The 14675-nt window shown below is 64.1% G+C and carries 14 protein-coding genes; 3 read left to right on the plus strand and 11 right to left on the minus strand.

Annotation, left to right across the window (positions count from 1 at the left end; translation table 11 throughout):
* Positions 1–10 precede the first annotated feature (10 nt).
* The 7 genes from GRI68_RS05640 to GRI68_RS05670 all read right to left on the minus strand — a co-directional run bounded on the left by GRI68_RS05640 (position 11) and on the right by GRI68_RS05670 (position 7506).
* Positions 11–808, minus strand: coding sequence for a helix-turn-helix domain-containing protein (locus GRI68_RS05640; protein ID WP_160616338.1), 798 nt, complete (start codon positions 806–808; stop codon positions 11–13).
* On the minus strand, positions 805–4275 hold the full coding sequence (gene dnaE, locus GRI68_RS05645) for a DNA polymerase III subunit alpha (RefSeq protein ID WP_160616339.1): 3471 nt from the start codon (positions 4273–4275) through the stop codon (positions 805–807). The genes GRI68_RS05640 and dnaE overlap by 4 nt, the downstream gene beginning before the upstream one ends.
* 137 nt (positions 4276–4412) lie before the next feature.
* A complete protein-coding gene (locus tag GRI68_RS05650; RefSeq protein ID WP_160616340.1) occupies positions 4413–4745 on the minus strand; it encodes a hypothetical protein in 333 nt (110 codons plus the stop codon).
* Positions 4746–4748: 3 nt separating this feature from the next.
* Complete coding sequence (locus GRI68_RS05655) at positions 4749–5228, minus strand: glutathione peroxidase (RefSeq protein WP_160616341.1); 480 nt, start codon at positions 5226–5228, stop codon at positions 4749–4751.
* Positions 5225–5515, minus strand: a complete 291-nt coding sequence (locus GRI68_RS05660) for a hypothetical protein (RefSeq protein WP_160616342.1) — start codon at positions 5513–5515, stop codon at positions 5225–5227. The genes GRI68_RS05655 and GRI68_RS05660 overlap by 4 nt, the downstream gene beginning before the upstream one ends.
* Positions 5516–5576: 61 nt before the next feature.
* Positions 5577–6272, minus strand: a complete 696-nt coding sequence (locus GRI68_RS05665; protein WP_160616343.1) for an ABC transporter ATP-binding protein — start codon at positions 6270–6272, stop codon at positions 5577–5579.
* Entirely contained in the window at positions 6265–7506 is a 1242-nt protein-coding gene (locus GRI68_RS05670; protein WP_160616344.1) for a lipoprotein-releasing ABC transporter permease subunit, read from the minus strand. The genes GRI68_RS05665 and GRI68_RS05670 overlap by 8 nt, the downstream gene beginning before the upstream one ends.
* Before the next feature lie 150 nt (positions 7507–7656).
* Here GRI68_RS05670 and purF point away from each other — a divergent pair, with 150 nt between their 5' ends.
* From purF to GRI68_RS05685, 3 genes are all read left to right on the plus strand, one after another.
* Positions 7657–9120, plus strand: coding sequence for an amidophosphoribosyltransferase (gene purF, locus GRI68_RS05675; protein ID WP_160616345.1), 1464 nt, complete (start codon positions 7657–7659; stop codon positions 9118–9120).
* Entirely contained in the window at positions 9117–9833 is a 717-nt protein-coding gene (locus GRI68_RS05680) for an SDR family NAD(P)-dependent oxidoreductase (RefSeq protein WP_160616346.1), read from the plus strand. Before purF ends, GRI68_RS05680 begins: the two co-directional genes overlap by 4 nt.
* Before the next feature lie 79 nt (positions 9834–9912).
* On the plus strand, positions 9913–10257 hold the full coding sequence (locus GRI68_RS05685) for a PilZ domain-containing protein (protein WP_160616347.1): 345 nt from the start codon (positions 9913–9915) through the stop codon (positions 10255–10257).
* A gap of 45 nt (positions 10258–10302) precedes the next feature.
* Here the strand turns inward: GRI68_RS05685 and GRI68_RS05690 are convergent, their stop codons facing one another.
* The 4 genes from GRI68_RS05690 to GRI68_RS05705 all read right to left on the minus strand — a co-directional run bounded on the left by GRI68_RS05690 (position 10303) and on the right by GRI68_RS05705 (position 14640).
* Positions 10303–11493: a serine hydrolase domain-containing protein gene (locus GRI68_RS05690; RefSeq protein ID WP_160616348.1), complete on the minus strand. Its 1191-nt coding sequence runs from the start codon at positions 11491–11493 to the stop codon at positions 10303–10305.
* Positions 11494–11495: 2 nt separating this feature from the next.
* Positions 11496–12746 carry an SAM-dependent methyltransferase gene (locus GRI68_RS05695; RefSeq protein ID WP_160616349.1) on the minus strand — a complete coding sequence of 417 codons (1251 nt, stop codon included), beginning with the start codon at positions 12744–12746 and terminating at the stop codon, positions 11496–11498.
* A 43-nt stretch (positions 12747–12789) separates the two neighbouring features.
* A complete protein-coding gene (gene queA, locus GRI68_RS05700) occupies positions 12790–13818 on the minus strand; it encodes a tRNA preQ1(34) S-adenosylmethionine ribosyltransferase-isomerase QueA (protein WP_160616350.1) in 1029 nt (342 codons plus the stop codon).
* Positions 13819–13911: 93 nt separating this feature from the next.
* A complete protein-coding gene (locus tag GRI68_RS05705) occupies positions 13912–14640 on the minus strand; it encodes a peptidylprolyl isomerase (RefSeq protein WP_160616351.1) in 729 nt (242 codons plus the stop codon).
* Positions 14641–14675: the final 35 nt, after the last annotated feature.

Genomic DNA, 14675 nt, shown 5'->3' on the forward strand with positions numbered 1-14675 from the left:
GTTCGATATCTCAGGTGACGAAATAAAGGCTGACTTCCCAGCCCGCCTGGCCCATTACCATCACCACGGTTTCGACGGCACGACCTTCGTGACCCTCGAACTGCGTCGAGAATTGCAGGACTTCGGTCTCGCCGCTTGGTTGTCCGGGCATGGCCCCGACCCGCTCGACGGACGAGAGACGACGGTTTTCGACCTCGCCCAGCGGCGCGCGGACCGGCACGACGTTTTCGACCCATTCCTCGAGCGTGCTTTGCGCACGCAGCGCATTCCCGGCGGTGTCGTAACTACCTTGCCAATCTCCGGCATCCACTTCGGCGAGAAAAGCCATGGCGCGATTGTAGGAGGCCGGTTTGGCCGCGTCTTTGCGTTGTTTGGTGACGGGCGCCGATGCTGTGCTGGTGGGGGTCACGGCGTCGTCGCCACCGGTGAAGGTGAGGCCGATGATGGCGGCGGCAATAAAGATAGACATAACGAGCATTCCTCCTGCGAGCCAGATGGAGCGGGATGCCCCGGCACGGCTTTGGTTGGTGAGGACTGCAGTATCGTCGGCCGGTATGTCCGCGCCCATCCCGAAACCTGTGTGCGCAGGATTTTGGGGTGTCTCCCCCTCGATATCCCCCAAGATTCTTGCGGCCTCACGGCTGCTCGACACACCCAGTTTGCGGCGCGCATTGCGCAGCCGGTCGTTGATCGTGTGGACCGAGAGATCGAGTTCGGCGGCGCTCGATTTGGCGTCGTGACCCGCGAGCAGGAGGCGCAGGGCTTCCTTTTCCTTGTCGGTCAGATCGTCGACGCCCGGCTGCGTCATGCAACCAGCCTGAGATGGGCCCCGCCCCGTCGCGGCCGCAGTTCGACCTTTTCGATGCCGGGCACATCGGTGAGCCGTTCGGCGAGATCGCCGTCGAGCATGAAGTCGCGGCCGAGGTGCATCGTCACCGCGCGGCCACCGGGCGGACGGACGGTCAGTTCGATCTCGCCATTGCCGCCGCGTGCCAGATCGCCCAGCGCGGGCAGCGCTTCCTCGCTCACCAGTTCGAACGACAGCAGCATCGCCACGCTACCGCTCACATCGCTCAGCGGACGCGCACCGCGCACGGTGACGCGTGGGGGCTCGTCAGGATTGGGCGAATCGAGCTCCACATTGAGCAGCACGCAGGTGCCGTCCTTGGCCCATTTCTGGAACGGCTCGACTAGCGATTCCTCGAAACACGCGGCGCTGAACTGGCCCGACGTATCGGAGAAATCGCAGCGCACGAAATCCTTGCCGCGGCGCGTGCGGCCGCGATTGACGCCTTCGACCATCGCCGCGATCGTTGCGGGACGGCGGCCGGTCGCGCCCGCCATGCCGGGCTCCATCAGGCTGGCATAAGGCCGTGCGCCTTGTGCAGAGGCGACGTCCTTGAACTGCTGCACCGGGTGGGCCGAGAAGAAGAAGCCGAAGGTCTCCTTCTCCTTCTGCATCGCTTCGGCGCGGCTCCACGGTTCGGCATCCTTGAGCCGCAGCCCGCTTTCGGCCGGCGAATCCTCGCCGCCGAACAGCCCGGTCTGTCCGCTGTCGCGCTCGCGCGCGCTGGCTTCGGCGGCGCCGAGGATCAGCTCGACATTGGCGAACAGCTTGCCGCGATCGGGATCGATCGAATCGAGCGCCCCGCCCGCGATCAGCGCTTCGAGCAGGCGGCGGTTGAGCGCGCCATGCGGGATGCGGCGGGTGAAGTCGTCGAGATCGGAAAAGGCGCCTGCATTGCGGCGCTCGGCCACCAGCGCTTCCATCGCCTTGCCGCCGACATTGCGGAGACCGGCAAGCGCATATCGGACCTGATACCCGTCATCGACCGGCTGGACCGAGAAATCGGCGCGCGACGAATTCACGTCCGGCCCCGCCAGCGCGATCGCGTTCTTGCGCATATCGTCGACGAACACGCCCAGCTTTTCCGACTGGTGCATGTCGAACCGCATCGAGGCGGCGTAGAATTCTTCCGGGTAATGCGCCTTGAGCCATGCGGTCTGGTAGGCGAGCAGTGCATAGGCGGCGGCGTGCGACTTGTTGAACCCGTAGCCGGCGAACTTGTCGATCAAGTCGAACAGCTCGTTGGCCTTGGCCTTTTCGATGCCCGAGATTTCCTTGCAGCCTTCGACGAAACGCTGGCGCTGGGCGTCCATTTCGGACTGCACCTTCTTGCCCATCGCGCGGCGCAGCAAATCGGCATCGCCGAGCGAATAGCCCGCTAGGATCTGCGCGGCCTGCATGACCTGTTCCTGGTAGACGAAGATACCGTAGGTTTCCTCGAGAATGCCTTTCAGCTTCTCGTGCGGATATTCGATTTCGACTTCGCCCGCCTTGCGCTTGCCGAACAGCGGGATGTTGTCCATCGGGCCCGGGCGATAGAGCGAGACCAGCGCGATGATATCCTCGAACTTGGTCGGCTTCACCGCCGTCAGCGTGCGCCGCATGCCTTCCGATTCGAGCTGGAACACGCCCACGGTGTCGCCGCGCTTGAGCAGGTCGTAAACCGCCGGATCGTCCCATGCGAGGGTCGAGAGATCGATCGTGATCCCGCGCTCTTCGAGCAGGTCGGTCGCCTTCTTGAGCACCGACAGCGTCTTCAGGCCGAGAAAGTCGAACTTCACCAGGCCGGAGCTTTCGACATGCTTCATGTCGAATTGCGTCACCGGCATGTCCGAACGCGGATCGCGATAGAGCGGGACGAGCTCGGCCAGCGGACGATCGCCGATCACCACGCCCGCCGCATGGGTCGAGGAATTGCGGGGCAGTCCCTCGAGCTGCACCGCCAGATCGACCAGTCGCTTCACCTCGTTGTCGTTGTCGTAGGCGGCGCGGAAATCCTTTGCACCGTTCAGCGCGCGGTCGAGCGTCCACGGGTCGGTCGGGTGGTTGGGCACCATCTTGCACAGCGCGTCGACGCGGTTGTAGCCCATCTGCATGATGCGCCCGCAATCGCGCAGCACCGCGCGGGCCTTCATCTTGCCGAAGGTGATGATCTGCGCGACCTTGTCGTGGCCATAGCGCTCCTGCACGTAGCGGATCACTTCGCCGCGACGGGTTTCGCAGAAGTCGATATCGAAGTCGGGCATCGAGACGCGTTCGGGGTTGAGGAAGCGCTCGAACAGCAGGCCAAGCCGGATCGGGTCGAGATCCGTGATCGTCAGCGCCCAGGCCACCAGCGAGCCCGCGCCCGAACCACGGCCCGGCCCCACCGGAATGTCGTGGTCCTTGGCCCATTTGATGAAATCGGCCACGATCAGGAAGTAGCCGGGAAAACCCATCTGGTTGATGATCCCGACTTCGTAATCGAGCCGGTCGTCATAGGTCTTGCGCTCTTCGGCGGAGAGTTCGCCATAGGGCTCAAGACGCTTTTCCAGCCCCTTGCGCGCATCCTCGGCCAGCATCCTGGCCTCGCCTTCGAGATCGCCGGCAAGGCTGGGCAGGATCGGCTTGCGCATCGGCGGGGCGTAGGCGCACCGCTGGGCCACGACCATGGTGTTGGCGATCGCCTCTGGCAGGTCGGCGAACAGGTCGCGCATAAGCCCTTCGGTTTTCACGAAAGCCTCGGGATTGGTGCGCTTGCGCTCTTCGGCCTCGATATGGGTCGAATTGGCGATGCAGAGCATCGCGTCGTGCGCGCGGGCAAAACCCGGCTCGGCGAATTGGGCGGGATTGGTTCCGACCAGCGGCAGGTCGCGCACATAGGCTAGATCGATCAGCTTGGCCTCGGCGGCGTCGGCTTCCTCGGACGTGCCGCGGGCGATTTCGATATAGAGCCGATCGCCGAAGATCGCCTGCAGCCGGTCGCAATAGGCCTCGGCGTGGCTGTCCTGCCCGGCGGCAAGCAAGCGCGCCATCGCGCCCTCGCCCGCACCGGTCAGCGCGATCAGGCCCTGCGAATGATCGGCCAGCGTTTCGAGCGTGACATGCGGATCCTGATGCAGCGGACGATCGAGATGCGCGGCAGAGACCAGCGCGCACAGGCTCAGCCAGCCAGCCTCGTCCTTGGCATAGAGCGGAACGTAATCGACGCGCTCTCCGCTTTTGTCGCGCGCGACGCCCAGCAGTGTACCGATGATCGGCTGGATCCCTTCGCCCCGGCACGCCGCTGCAAAGGCGACCGCGCCAAACAGCCCGTTGCGGTCGCACATCGCAATGGCAGGAAAGCCGCGCTCCTTGGCCAGTTTCGCCATCGCCTTGGGATCGATCGCCCCTTCGAGCATCGAGTAGCTCGAGAAGACGCGCAGCGGAACGAAACGGGCATGGGGCATTGGGTCAATATGCGGGCGCGGCGTCGGGATTGAAAGGTGGCCAGCGCGGCTATCCACCCCATGTCCACATAACTATGCGGCTATCCACCCCATGTCCACATAACTATCGCGCCCGGACTATTCTCCGGAAGCGATCATCAGTCCGGAGGCGTGTCGGCGGCGATCTTCCTGCGTGTGTCGCGCACGGTCGACCATGCGCCGTAGAGGATCAGCACGGCGAGGAAGATCCACACCCATACAGGGATGTTGCGCCCCGCAATCGCGAGATAGAGATAGGCCGACACGAAGAAGAACCCCGCCACCATGGTGGGCAGCACGGTCGATTGTCCGGCCCGCGCGCGCCGCACCAGCCAGGCGATGCTGAGCAGGAAAAACGGGATCGCGCCGACATAGATGCCGCCGAAAATATACGGATTCACGCCGTATTCCGCTCCGAGCGACTGGAACCAGGCGTCGATTTCGGCGATCATGCGCTAGAGCAGTTCTTCGACATCGTCGGCAATATCGCCCGGATTGGTGGTCGGCGGATAGCGCTTCACCACTTGGCCTTCGCGATTCACCAGGAACTTGGTGAAGTTCCACTTGATCGAGGTCGTGCCCATCAGGCCCTTCGCCTCTTCGCGAAGCCATTTATAGAGCGGCGCGGCATCGTCGCCATTGACGTCCACCTTCGCCATCAGCGGGAAGGTGACGTCGTAATTGAGCGAGCAGAACTCGGCGATTTCCTCGTTCGATCCCGGCTCCTGCGCGCCGAACTGGTTCGACGGGAAGCCGAGGACTTCGAAGCCGCGCTCGGCATATTTGTCCTGCAGCGATTGCAGGCCACGATATTGCGGGGTGAAACCGCATTTGCTCGCGGTGTTGACGATCAGCAGGACCTTGCCCTGCTTCTCGCCCAGATCGAGCTTCTCACCGCCATTGGTCGTGACGGTGAAATCGGCGATCGTGGTCACGCGTCGTCGCCCTCGGCGGGGAAATTCTCATGCGCCGCGAGCGCGGCGATTTCCGCCGGGCCGAAGCGCTTGTCGCCCGATTCCTGGATCGCGTATTCGTGGCGATCGCTTTCGGGCAGCGTCATGACGAAGCGCACCAGTTCGCCCAGCGTACCGCGGCGCAGCCCGTCGAAACCGCCGAGCAGGCCTTGGCCCTCGTCGATCTTGTAGAGCGTCGCGCGATCGTCCCAATCGGGATCCTCGAGATCGGCGGGCTCGGCTTTGAAAGTCGTCGGATGGTCGGTCATGTCTGTTGTGTCCTTTCACCCGACCAACGCCGCTCCGGCGGGTCGGTTTCAATGCAAAATTCTAACCGAGCTTGCCTTCGTTGAGGCGGACCACCCGGTCCATCTTGGCCGCGAGCCGCTCGTTATGGGTCGCGATCAGCGCCGCGCTGCCCTCTCCGCGCACGAGGCGCAGGAATTCGTCGAGCACCTTGTCGGCGGTGTGTTCGTCGAGATTGCCGGTCGGCTCGTCGGCCAGCACCAGTTCGGGCCGGTTGGCGAGCCCACGGGCGACCGCGACGCGCTGCTGCTCACCGCCCGAAAGCTGGCTCGGCCGGTGATCAAGCCGCGCACCGAGGCCGAGCGCGGTCAGGAGGTCGTTCGCCCTCGCCGAAGCTTCGGCATCGTTCGCACCGCGGACCAGCTGCGGCATCATCACGTTTTCGAGTGCATTGAAATCGGGCAGCAGGTGGTGAAACTGGTAGACGAAGCCGAGATGATCGCGGCGCAGCGCTGTGCGGCCCGCCGCATCGAGCTTTTCCGCCGCCGTCCCGGCGATCCCGATATGTCCGCCGAACCCGCCTTCGAGCAGGCCGATGGCTTGCAACATGGTCGACTTGCCCGAGCCCGAGGGGCCGAGCAGCGCGACGATCTCGCCCGGCATGATCGCCAAGTCGACCCCGCGCAGCACGTCGATCGTCACCCCGCCCTGCTCGAAGCTGCGGGTAACGCCTTTTAGCGCGACGACCGGAGCGATCGTGTTTTCAGCTCCACTATTCATAACGCAGCACCTGCACCGGATCGGTGCTCGCCGCCTTCCACGCCGGATAGAGCGTGGCGAGGAAACTGAAGACGAGCGCCATGACGACGATCCCGATCACTTCGCCCGGATCGGTTCGGCTCGGCAATTCAGTGAGGAAGCGCACTTCCGGGTCCCACAGGTTCACGCCGAGCACGAATTCGATCCCGCGCACGATCGCCTGGCGGAATTGCAGGAATACGAAACCGAGCACCACGCCCGCCCCGGTGCCCAGAGCGCCGATCACGAAGCCGGCAGTCACGAAGATCTTGATCATCGATTTGCGGCTGGCGCCCATCGTCCGCATGATCGCGATGTCGCGGGTCTTGGCGCGGACCAGCATGATCAGGCTGGAAAGAATGTTGAACACCGCCACCAGCACGATGATCGAGAGCACGATGAACATCGCCACCCGCTCTACCGCGAGCGCGCTGAACAGCGCCGAATTGATCTGTTTCCAGTCGGTCACCACCGCGCGTCCGCGCAGCCGGTCGGCCAGCGGTTGCAGCGTGGTCTGCACCGTCTCGGGGTCGGTAGTCTTGATTTCGATATTGTTGACCGCATCGCCGAGCATCAACAGGGTCTGCGCCTGTTCCATCGGCATGACGACGAACAATTCGTCATACTGATGCACGCCCACTTCGATAATCGCGACGACTTCGTAGCCGATCTGTCGCGGCACGGTGCCGAAGGGTGTCGCGCGCCCTTCCGGATTGGTAATGGTGATCGTCGATCCGACCCGTACGCCGAGGTTCTCGGCCAGGCGCGCACCGATCGCGACATTGCGCTCGTCCGGTTGCAAGCGCGACAGATCGCCGAGAATCACGTTCGGTTCGAGCCGCTTGAGATCCTCGGGCGCGTTGCCGCGCACCAGAATGCCGCGCAGCATCCCCCGATGGCTCGCCGCGAGCGGCATTTCGATCAGCGGCGTTGCGCGGACCACGCCCGGGGTTTCGCGCGCTTCCTTCACGATCTCGCGCCAATCGGTCATCTTGCCGTCGTAGCTCTGGACGATCGCATGACCATTGAGTCCGACGATCTTGTCGAGCAATTCGGCGCGGAAGCCGTTCATCACGCTCATCACGATAATCAGCGCAGCCACGCCGAGCATCACCGCGACGAGGCTGATCGCCCCGACCAGCGTGATGAACGCCTCGCTGCGTCCGGGCACCATGTAGCGCTTGGCCACGGTCCATTCGAAAGGGGATAAGATCAAGTGCGTCGTCTCATGCGGCGTTGAAGCGTTGCCCTAGAGCGCCCGTCATTAACGCGCAACAACTCACCCCACTCCCCTTGTAATCATCTTGCAACATCGCCATTGGCTGCGGCGCGCTCAATCACAATTCAAGGCAGGCAACCGACGGGCATGGACCTACCCCACCCCTTCGAAAGCGACGGCGACACGTTGCACGAGGAATGCGGTGTTTTCGGCGCGATCGCGCTGGACGATGCCGCGGCAACCACGGCGCTCGGCCTTCACGCGCTCCAGCATCGTGGACAGGAAGCCGCCGGGCTCGTCAGCTTCGACGGGCAGGAATTCTACGCCCGCCGCGGGCTCGGCCATGTGGTCGAGAACTTTTCTGCGGCCGAGGATATCGCCCAGCTGCCCGGCAGCATGGCGGCCGGGCATGTGCGTTATTCGACCACCGGCGGTTCGGGCCTGCGCAATGTGCAGCCGCTCTATGCAGAGCTCGCCGCAGGCGGCTTTGCAGTGGCGCATAACGGCAATATCTCGAACTCGCTCCACCTCCGCCGCGACCTGGTCAAGAACGGGGCGATCTTCCAGTCGACCTCCGACACCGAGGTGATCATCCACCTCGTCGCAACGAGTCGCTATCCTTCGACGCTCGAGCGGCTGGTCGATGCGCTGCGCCTCGTGGAGGGTGCCTATGCGCTGATCGTGATGACCCCCAATGGCATGATCGCCTGCCGCGATCCGCTCGGCGTGCGACCGCTGGTGATGGGCCGGATGGGCGATGGCTACGTCTTTGCATCCGAAAGTGTCGCGCTCGACGTGATCGGGGCCGAATTCGAACGCGAAGTCGATCCGGGTGAAATGATCGAGATCACGCTCGACGGCAAAATGAAGAGCCACCGCCCCTTCATCGCGCAGAACCCGCGCCCGTGCATCTTCGAGCACGTCTATTTCTCGCGCCCCGACAGCGTGTTCGCCGGCCGCTCGGTCTATGAAGCGCGCAAGGAAATCGGCGTCGAGCTGGCGCGCGAGAAGCCGGTCGAGGCCGATCTCGTGATCCCGGTGCCCGATAGCGGCGTGCCTGCGGCGATCGGCTATGCCCAGGAAAGCGGCATCCCGTTCGAGCTCGGCATCATCCGGTCGCACTATGTCGGGCGCACTTTCATCCAGCCCGGCGATGCCAACCGCCATTCCTCGGTGAAGCGCAAGCACAACGCCAATCGTCGCCTCGTGGAAGGCAAGCGAATCGTACTGATCGACGATTCGATCGTGCGCGGCACCACCAGCCTCAAGATCGTGCAGATGATGCGCGATGCGGGCGCGAAGGAAGTCCATTTCCGCGTCGCCAGCCCGCCCACCGCGCATAGCTGCTATTACGGCGTCGACACGCCCGAGCGATCAAAACTTCTGGCTGCCCAGATGGAAGTCGAGCCGATGCGCGAGTTCATCCACGCCGACAGCCTCGCCTTCATCTCGATCGACGGTCTCTACCGAGCGGTCGGGGCGGAAAAGCGGAACAATGCCTGTCCCCAATTCTGCGATGCCTGCTTCTCGGGCGATTATCCGACCACGCTGACCGACGCTACCGATCGCGAGGACCCGCAGCTGTCGCTTCCCGTAGGAAAAGTCGCTTGAGCAAGAAATTCGAAGGCCAGCTGGCGCTGGTGACCGGTGCGAGCCGGGGTATCGGTGCCGCCACCGCGATCGCCCTCGCCGCCGAAGGCGCGCACGTCGTCCTCACCGCGCGCGATGCCAAGACGCTCGAAGACGTCGAGGAAAAGATTCACGCCGCCGGGGGCAGCGCGACGATCGCGCCGCTCGACCTGGCCGAGGCCAATTCGATCGGGTTGCTCGCCCATTCGATCGCCGAACGCTGGGGCAAGCTCGACATGCTGGTGATCAATGCCGCCTACCTGCCGATGCTGTCGCCGGTAAACGACATCGACCAGAAGGAGTTCGGCAAGGCGATCACGCTCAACATTCTCGCCACGCAGGCGTTGATCGGGCATTTCGATTCGCTGCTCAAAAAGGCCGAAGATGGCCGCGTGGTCGGCCTCACCAGTTCGGTCGGCGCCGAACCGCGCGCCTATTGGAGCGCCTACGCCTCGACCAAGGCGGCGATGGAAAACCTGCTCCAGAGCTATGCCCAGGAAACCGCCAAGCTCACCCGTTCGGTGCGGGTCGCGGTGATCGACCCGGGGCGTACGCGCACGCGGATGCGGGCGAAGGCGTATCCCGGCGAAGACCCCGCCACTCTCAAGGGGCCGGAAGTCGTCGCGGAAGAATTGGTTAACCTGCTCGCCTCCGATTTCGAGAGCGGCAGCCGGACGGTCGTTAACTCCGATTGATCAGCCGCGTGAAAGGCTAACATCACTATCATCTGGCTTTGGGGTCGCGCGAAAGCGGCAAAAATCACCGGAGCAGACGATGATCGATAGCCACGCCAAGGGCGTCCAAGGACGGTACGAGCAGATTGCGCAGGAAGATCGCTGCGCACCGCGCACGCGTGTCGATATCCCTGCAAGCCTGCGTATGTCGGGCTCTCGTCGCTTCGAGACCGTGGTGCACGATCTCTCGCTGGCCGGCTTCTCGGCCGCCGCGGTGAGCCGGGTCCATCCCGGCACCGTGTGCTGGCTCACGCTACCGGGGCTCGAATCGCTCCAAGGGGAAGTCGTGTGGTGGCGCGATTGCCTGGTCGGCTGCGCGTTCGATCAGCTCTTGAGCTCGATCGTCCACGACAACATCATCTCGCGCTACACTTCGCGCGCATAAGGCGCGCATAAGCGGTCGCCCCCGCGCAAGGCAGGGGCGACGGCCTTACTTTGCAGCGCCTGCGGCGATCTGCGCCATCAGCTTCGCGCGTGCAGCCTTGGGTTCGTTGCCGGTCGCCTGCGACCAGTTCGAGACGATCGCGACCACCAGGTCCTGTTCCGGCACCAGCGTAATCGACTGGCCGAAAATGCCCTGCGCGCCGTAGCCGTTGGGATAGACCCACCACTGATAGCCATATCCGTAGCCGCCGCCGAACTCGGTCGCCGGCGTCGAGGCATCGGTGAACCAGTCGTTCGGCACCACACCGTGGCCGCCTTCGAGGACGAACTGGCCGAAGCGCGCGTAATCCGACAGGCGCACCGAAAGGCAGCAGCCACCGATATTGCCGCCGGTCAGATCCTGCATCCAGAACAGACGCCCGGCGAATCCCGCCGGGTCGACGATCTTGTCACGCGCATAAGCGGCCAGCGGCATGCCGACGGCCTCTTCGACGATCAGGCCGAGAAGGTTCGTTTCCAGCGTCTTATAAACCCATTTGGTTCCCGGCGCAGCTTCCGTCTTCAGTGTGCGGGCATAGGTGACCACCTGCGATTCGCCTTCGACCGGGGCGATGTTGAGCATCTGCGCCACGTCGCTTTCCGGGTCGGTATAATCCTCGTTCCAGGCGACGCCGCTGGTCATGGTCGCGACCTGTCCAACGGTTACCAGCTCGTAGGCCGTGCCCTTGAGTTCGGGGACGTAGGTCGTCACCAGCGCGTCGATATCGATCTTGCCATCCTTGATCGCCGCGCCCAGCAGGGTCGAGGTGAAGCTCTTGGCGACCGAGAAGCTCGTCCAGCGATCGGTCGGTTTCATGCCGAGCGCATAATCTTCGTACCGGACCTTGCCGTCCTGCAGCACCATGATCCCTGCGGTACCGTGGTCGGCGAGATAAGCGTCGATCGCGGCGCGGGTTGCGTCATCGAACGGTGCCCCCTTGGCGAGCTGGCGGGGCGACGCGGCGGGTGAGACTTCGAGCCCGGCGAAATAATCCTCCATCGCGCGGAAGCGTTCGGAACGCGTGTCGCTGTCCCAGAACAGGGGCCCGCCATCTTCCTGAGAAGCGGCGACTGTCGGGGTCGATTGCACCACGTCGCCGGGCGCCTGCGCGCTGGCCGCGGCGTTGAAATCGCCTGACGGGGCACAGGCGGACAGCGCCATCGCCAGCGCCGCAATCGAAACAGTGAACTTCCGCATCGTCATTTCCTTGTCAGCGTGACTTGGTGGACATCGATCCCGCCGCCGCGGAACCCACCCTCGCAATACATCAGATAGAAGCGCCACAGGCGAACGAATTCCTCGTCGAAGCCGGCAGGGAGGCGGCCCTGCTCGACCGCTTCGTCGAACCTCTCGCGCCACAGCTTCAGCGTTTCGGCATAGTCCTGCCCGAAATCGGCCTGGTCGTGCCAGCTGAGCCCGCGTTCCTCGGCCAGCGCACGGAATTCGCTGGTCCGGATCAGCAGTCCGCCCGGGAAGATATATGCCTGGATGAAATCGGCGCTCTTGGCATAATCGTCGAACAAGTCGTCGCGCATCGAGATATACTGGATCGCCGCGCGGCCGCCCTGCTTCAGATTGCGCGCAATGCAATCCATGAAGGTCGGCCAGTATTCGCGGCCCAACGCCTCGACCATTTCGCACGACATGATCGCGTCGAATTGCTCGTCGACGTCGCGGTAATCCTGATGTCGCAGATCGAGACTGCCGGGCGCCGGATCCCAATGCGCCCTGCCCCAGGCAAGCTGTTCGTCCGAAAGGCTGATCCCGGTGACATGCGCGCTATGGGCTTCGGCGACATGATCGGCCAGCGCGCCCCATCCGCAACCGATTTCGAGCACGCGCTCCCCGCCCGATAGGTCGAGGCGATCGGCGAGTGCGGCAAACTTGCGTGCCTGCAGCGCATTGAGATCGCCCTCTCCCAATCCGCTCGAATAGGCCATCGAGGGATCGAGCCAGGCGCTGTAGAAATCGTTGCCGAGATCGTAATGCGCCTTGATATTGCGGCGCGCGCCCTCGTGCGAATTGCGATTGAAGACATGGGCAAGCTTGAGCAGGTGGCGGAACGGCCCCTTGGCGCGCGCCGTGTCGCCCAACCGCTCGGCATGTTGCATGAACAGGGCGCACAGCGGCACCGGATCGGGGCTCCACCACTCGCCCGCTTCCCAGGCCTGATACAGCCCGACCGATCCGTTGGTGGCGATGCGTACCAGCGCGTTCCAGCTCCTGAGCTCGAACGTGCATTCGAAGCCGGGGGCATGTCCGCCGAGAATGCGTGGCGAACCGTCGGGCAATTTGCCGTGGATCGTGCCGGACACGAGCGCACGGTCGATCCGGTCGAGCATGGTGTCGAAGGCCGGGGCGAAAAGCCGGGCCAGCAGGCCGGGCTTGCGCTCGAAAGCGCGCGAACGCGCGGTCAGCGCCGTTCCCCTTTGCCTCGCCTGCATCTCCATCGCTGCGCGCTATGCCGCGCCCGGCGCGTCCAGACAAGCGGTGCTAGGGGATGAGCAGCGAGCTGTCCCCGTAACTGTAGAAACGATAGCCTTCCGCGATCGCGTGGGCATAAACGTCCATTATCCGCTCGCGCCCCATCAGCGCACTGACCAGCATCACCAGCGTCGATTTGGGCAGGTGGAAATTGGTCATCAGCCCGTCGACCGCACGGAAGCGATAGCCCGGGGTGATGAAGATGTCGGTATCGGCGACGAAGGGCTGGATCGTACCGTCTGTAGCAGCCGCGCTTTCGAGCGTGCGCAAGCTGGTGGTGCCGACCGCGATGATCCGGCCACCCGCAGCCCGTCCGGCATTGAGGCGGTCGGCGGTTGCCGCGTCGATCCGGCCCCATTCGGAATGCATCACGTGATCGTCGGTATTTTCGGCCTTTACCGGCAGGAAGGTCCCCGCCCCGACATGCAGCGTGATCGTCTCACGCCGCACGCCTTTCGCGTCGAGCGCGGCGACCAGGTCGTCGGTGAAGTGCAGCGCTGCGGTGGGCGCGGCGACCGCGCCATCCTCGGCCGCGAACATGGTCTGGTAGTCCGCGCGGTCCTGCGCGTCGGTGGCCCGCTTGCCCGCGATATAGGGCGGCAGGGGCATTGTGCCCGCGCGTTCGAGAAGGATTTCGACCGGCTCTTCGCCCTCGAATGCGAGCGTCAGGCTGCCATCGGCATGCCGCGCCTCGGCGATTGCAGTCACGCCGCCGCCGAATACCAGCTGGTCTCCTTCGCGCACGCGCTTGGCGTTGCGAATGAAGGCCTGCCAGCGGCGCAGATCGATCCGCTTGTGCAGCGTCGCGCCGATCTTCGCTTCCCCGCGCCGGCCTTCGAGCTGGGCGGGAATGACGCGAGTGTCGTTGAACACCAGCACATCGCCTTCGCGCAGCAGGTCGGGCAGATCGCGCACGGTGCGATCGGTGAAGGGAGCATCGCCTTCCACCACCAGCATGCGCGCCGAATCGCGCGGCCGCGCGGGGCGCAGCGCGATCAGTTCGGGCGGAAGGTCGAAATCGAAATCGGAGACGCGCATGGCTTTTGTAACAGTGCCCTCGCGCAGGCGGGAGCTCCCTCTACCCGGCGCTTTTTCTGAAGAGGTCCGCGCCGAAGCCGAGAACCTGAGACATCAATTCCCGAGGATATCGGCGTCGGTCACTTCCTCCTCGACCGGCGTGGCCGCGGGCAGCGGGGGTTGGGGGATCGGACGCGCGAGGTTCTGGGTCGCGATACTGGCCTGAACGATCGTCGTGGGATCGGCCGGCGGTTCGCCCCGATTGATTTCGTCGACATATTGCATGCCGCCGATCACGCGACCGAAATTGGTGTACTTGCGATCAAGCAGGAAGGTCGGCGTATAGACGATGAAGAACTGGCTGTTGGCACTGTCCTCTTCCCCCGCGCGCGCCATCGAGACCGACCCGCGAAGGTGCGGCAGCGAGTTGAACTCGGCCTGCAGGTCAGGAAGCTGCGAGCCGCCCGTGCCCGTCCCGGTCGGGTCGCCGCCTTGCGCCATGAAGCCTTCGATCACGCGGTGGAACGGGGTGCCGTTATAGAAACCCTGCAAGGTCAGCGTCTTGATCCGCTCGACATGTTCGGGCGCCCAGTCGGGCTTGAGACGGATCGCGACGCGGCCGCCATTCGACAGATCCAGCAGCCAGATATTCTCGCGATCGACGCTCATATTGGGGTTCACCACCGGATCGAGCTGGCGGCTGATCGGCAGGCGAGTGTCGCTCGCTTCGGCGGATGCATCGGTTGCGACGTCGGAATCGACCGGCGCGTCGGCATCCTGGGCCATCAGCGGGGTGGCGAACATCGTCAGCGCGGCAGTTGCGCAAAGCAGCTTGCGGATCATGTATCGTATCTCTGTAGCGGAAATGTCTGACCGCG

The sequence above is a fragment of the Alteriqipengyuania halimionae genome (assembly GCF_009827575.1).
Classification (GTDB): Bacteria; Pseudomonadota; Alphaproteobacteria; order Sphingomonadales; family Sphingomonadaceae; genus Alteriqipengyuania_A; species Alteriqipengyuania_A halimionae.